At 64.7% G+C, this 3,952-nt stretch carries 6 protein-coding genes; 2 read left to right on the top strand and 4 right to left on the bottom strand.

The window, feature by feature from the left end:
- Positions 1 to 308 (top strand): 3-methyl-2-oxobutanoate hydroxymethyltransferase (locus tag LH128_RS27455; protein WP_008829839.1); only part of this gene is annotated, 308 nt, incomplete at its 5' end.
- A 196-nt stretch (positions 309 to 504) separates the two neighbouring features.
- On the opposite strand, the gene LH128_RS27450 is transcribed toward LH128_RS27455, so the two are convergent.
- The 3 genes from LH128_RS27450 to LH128_RS27440 form a co-directional block, all read right to left on the bottom strand.
- A complete protein-coding gene (locus LH128_RS27450; RefSeq protein ID WP_008832965.1) occupies positions 505 to 765 on the bottom strand; it encodes a hypothetical protein in 261 nt (86 codons plus the stop codon).
- A 79-nt stretch (positions 766 to 844) separates the two neighbouring features.
- On the bottom strand, positions 845 to 1,255 hold the full coding sequence (locus LH128_RS27445; protein WP_037521693.1) for a response regulator: 411 nt from the start codon (positions 1,253 to 1,255) through the stop codon (positions 845 to 847).
- Between the two features lie 25 nt (positions 1,256 to 1,280).
- On the bottom strand, positions 1,281 to 1,946 hold the full coding sequence (locus LH128_RS27440) for a sigma-70 family RNA polymerase sigma factor (RefSeq protein WP_008832963.1): 666 nt from the start codon (positions 1,944 to 1,946) through the stop codon (positions 1,281 to 1,283).
- A gap of 456 nt (positions 1,947 to 2,402) precedes the next feature.
- Here LH128_RS27440 and LH128_RS27435 point away from each other — a divergent pair, with 456 nt between their 5' ends.
- Positions 2,403 to 3,194: a response regulator gene (locus LH128_RS27435; RefSeq protein ID WP_008832962.1), complete on the top strand. Its 792-nt coding sequence runs from the start codon at positions 2,403 to 2,405 to the stop codon at positions 3,192 to 3,194.
- Between the two features lie 109 nt (positions 3,195 to 3,303).
- Here the strand turns inward: LH128_RS27435 and LH128_RS27430 are convergent.
- Positions 3,304 to 3,952 (bottom strand): phosphomethylpyrimidine synthase ThiC (locus tag LH128_RS27430; RefSeq protein WP_008832961.1); only part of this gene is annotated, 649 nt, incomplete at its 5' end.

Below are 3,952 nucleotides of genomic sequence, written 5' to 3'. Positions count from 1 at the left end.
TCGCCGATGCCAAGGCGCTCGACGAAGCCGGAGCGTTCTCGATCGTGATCGAGGGCGTCGTCGAGACGATCGCCATCGAAGCCACCCGCGCCATCGCCTGTCCCAGCATCGGCATCGGCGGCTCGGCACAGTGCGACGGGCAGGTACTGGTTACCGAGGACATGCTCGGCATGTTCGAGCGGGTGCCGCGCTTCGTGAAGAAGTATGCCGACATGGGCTCGGTGGTTTCGGAAGCAGCCGCGCAGTACGCCGCAGAAGTGCGCGATCGCAGCTTCCCCGGCATCGAGCAGACTTACCAGCCGAAGTGACCGGGTCCGGTGGCCCACGCGAAACCGGCTTTTCCGGTTTCGCCCTTTGCGGTGGTTTATCCTCCCTGTCGCGCAGCGATGGGGAGGGGGACCGCCCGCGCAGCGGGTGGTGGAGGGGCTGGGAATACAAAACCCCCTCCGTCACCGACTTCGTAGGCGCCACCTCCCCATCGCTGCGCGACAGGGAGGATAAGGGTCAGCCGGGCCTTTTTCGCCGCAGCAGATACCGCCACACGCCCACGCAGTTGATCGCGAACAGCGCCACGTTCTGCAGCCCGATCCCCTCGGCCTTGTCGTCGAGGAATCCCCAGGCCACCAGGGCGATCGAACTGGTGACGAAAATGACGAAGCCCCAGCCGGTCCATTTGCGGCCGAGGTCGAGCGATACGATAAGCGCCGCCACGGTTCCCGCAGCGGCGCCATAGTATTGCAGGCATTGCAGGACGACTTGGCTCATCCTCTCGCCTTCTTCTCAGGCCCTGTTGTGTTTGTCATCAGGCCCGGGCTCTTGCGGCCCCTCTCCTACTCGTGAAACGTCAGGTGCGCAGTTGCAGCGGCTCCAGTTCCTGTGGCCGGGCGCTGTCGGGGCATCCGGCAAGGGCATAGGAGATCGCCGCGAGGATCGCCTGTCGTGTAAAGGGTTTCTGGACGACCCCGATCGCGGTAGGCGCCGGGGTGTCGATCTGGCCGGGATTGGCGGTGACGTAGATCACCCGCACGCCGTAACGGCCGGAGAGATCGCGTGCGATGGCCGGGCCGGTGAGCCCGTCGCGCAAGTTGAGATCGACGAGCGCCACATCAGGAACATCACCCAGCATGCCTAGCGAAGCCATGTCCGGAACCGTGCCGACGACGGCATGGCCGCCATCGGCAAGGATATCTTCCAGTTGCAGCGTTACCAGGAACTCGTCCTCGACGATGAGGATTTTCCCGGAGTTGGCCACCATCGCATCCAAGGTACGTTGTCCCGGTTCAGGCAGCCACGCGCTGGGCGAGGCGAGCGGTGTCGGCATTGACATTGGCGATCTTCACCAGTTCGCCGAAGAAGGCGTCGATCGCCTCGCCGCCAAGCACGAAGTTGTGGCGGAAGTCCGGCAGCTGGCCGGATTCGATGATCTTGGAGAGCATCGCGCGGGCGCGGCAGATGCGGCTCTTAACGGTGCCAAGCGCGATACCGCAGATATCGGCGATTTCCTCGTAGGAGAGGTTGCCGGCCGCTACGAGCACGAGGGCCTCGCGATAGGTTTCGGGAATGGCGGTCAGCGCGCGCAGGACGTCCGCCAGTTCGACGGCGCTTTCCTGGCTGGCTTCGGCGCGCAGGATGCGCTCTGCAGCCAGCTCGTCGTACTCGCCATGGAAGCGGGCGCGGCGGGCTTCGGAGTAGAAATGGTTGCGCAGGATGGTGAAGGTCCACGCCTTGAAGTTGGTGCCCGCGGCATAACGCTCGCGCGCCGCCCATGCCCGCAGCATGGCTTCCTGCGCCAGATCGTCGGCGCGGTCACGGCAGCCGCACAGACCGCGCGCGAATGCACGCAGGTGCGGCGCTACCTCTGCCAGCGCGCGGCGGAAATCACGGTCGCTGAGCGCGACCTTTTCGGGCTGGACCCCTTCGACGCCTGCTTCGACAACAGTCGACATTGCGTTACCCTCCTCTGAGAAAACCAGTCGGATAGCTAACGGCGGTGCGGCGAAAATAGTTCCCGGCAATGTCCTGAAATCGCCCATTTCGTTGCGGAAGCGACAGAAATCAGCGCCAGACCGAAAAACTTCCCGAAAAACTTTGCCGTATTTCCGCAGGATCGGCGGAACAATCATGGCCCATAAAAATTGAGGCCCCCGTCCACTTGAGTGGGCGAGGGCCTCCGGGATCGGATCACCACCGGTTTGCGGGGGGGTGGGGGAGCCAGTGGTGATATTGTGGGAACGTAGCGCCCCTTCGTTGGTTCCCGAAAAAGCGTCTCACCGCAAAAAATTTTCCGGTTGCCCTATACGCCCGGCGGAGTCAGACAAACGACACCGGCCTTCAGGCGCAAAGGGCGCCCATCGACGTGCAATCGGGAAGCCAACTTCCCCCATAGGCCTTGAGGAACTTGAATGTCCGTCTCTGATCAGATTGCGATCCAGCTGCCTTACCTGCGCCGCTACGCGCGCGCCCTCACCGGCTCGCAGCACTCGGGCGACGCCTATGTCCGCGCGACGCTGGAAGCGGCCCTCGCCGACCGCTCGCTGCGCGATGCCATCGCCCGCAGCCGCGCCGCGCTGTATGAGGCCTTCACGCGCATCTGGTCGACCGGCCATGTCGAGGAACCCGCGGGCGACATCGGCGGCGGGCACGAGCAGGCCGCGCAGGAGCGCCTCGCCGCCGTCGCGCCGACGCACCGCCAGGCCCTGCTGCTGACCTCGGTGGAGGAATTCACGCGCGAGGAAACCGCGACGATCCTCGGCCTCGAGGTCGAGGAAGTCGATGCGCTGGTTTCCCAGGCGATTGCAGAGATCGAAGGGGAAAGCGCAACCCGCGTCCTCATCATCGAGGACGAGCCGCTGATCTCGATGCAGCTGGAAGGTCTCGTAACCGACCTTGGCCATACCGTCGTCGGCACCGCCGCCACGCACAAGCAGGCGATCGAAATCTTCGAGAAGCACCCCGCCGGCCTCGTCCTTGCCGATATTCAGCTGGCCGATGGCAGCTCGGGCATCGATGCGGTGGAAGACCTGCTCAAGTTCGGCGAAGTGCCGGTGATCTTCATCACCGCCTACCCGGAACGCCTGCTGACCGGCGAGCGGCCGGAGCCGACCTACCTCGTGACCAAGCCGTTCCAGGAAACCACCGTGCGCGCAACGATCAGCCAGGCGCTGTTCTTCAACTCGACGCGCCCGCAGGCCTGAAGGCCCGGCGCCTCCGGGAACATCGCTCATAGACCGCCGGTAGCGCGCGCCTTCCGATGCGACGCCGTCATTCCCGCCCGGGCGGGAATGACGGCGGACACGTATCGTTTCAGTCGTGCTCGCGCCCCCCCGAACCCATGTAGAGTTCGCTGCCGGTTTCGCGGAACACCTTGCTTATCTCGGCCATGCCGGCCTCCGCCTCTTCGGCGGCGACGAAGGTTTCAACCGGCTGGTTCTGCTTCGCGGCGAACTCGCGCACTTCCTGGCTGATCTTCATCGAGCAGAACTTCGGCCCGCACATCGAGCAGAAATGCGCCGACTTCGCGCCCTCCGCAGGCAGCGTCTGGTCGTGGTACTGCTCCGCCGTGTCGGGATCGAGCGACAGGTTGAACTGGTCGCGCCAGCGGAACTCGAAACGGGCGCGAGACAGCGCATCGTCGCGGACTTTGGCCGCCGGGTGGCCCTTCGCCAGATCGGCGGCATGGGCGGCCAGCTTGTAAGTAACCACGCCGACTTTCACGTCGTCGCGGTCGGGCAGGCCGAGGTGCTCCTTGGGCGTCACGTAGCAGAGCATCGCCGTGCCGTACCAGCCGATCATCGCGGCACCGATGCCGCTGGTGATGTGATCGTAGCCTGGAGCGATGTCGGTGACGAGCGGACCGAGGGTATAGAACGGCGCCTCACCGCAGGCGGCCAGCTGCTTTTCCATGTTCTCCTTGACCTTGTGCATCGGCACATGGCCCGGCCCCTCGATCATG

Source organism: Sphingomonas sp. LH128 (genome assembly GCF_000293195.2).
In the GTDB taxonomy this organism is placed as follows: domain Bacteria; phylum Pseudomonadota; class Alphaproteobacteria; order Sphingomonadales; family Sphingomonadaceae; genus Novosphingobium; species Novosphingobium resinovorum_A.
Note: the sequence above shows the minus strand (reverse complement) of the source record. Positions and strands in the feature narration are given on the sequence as shown.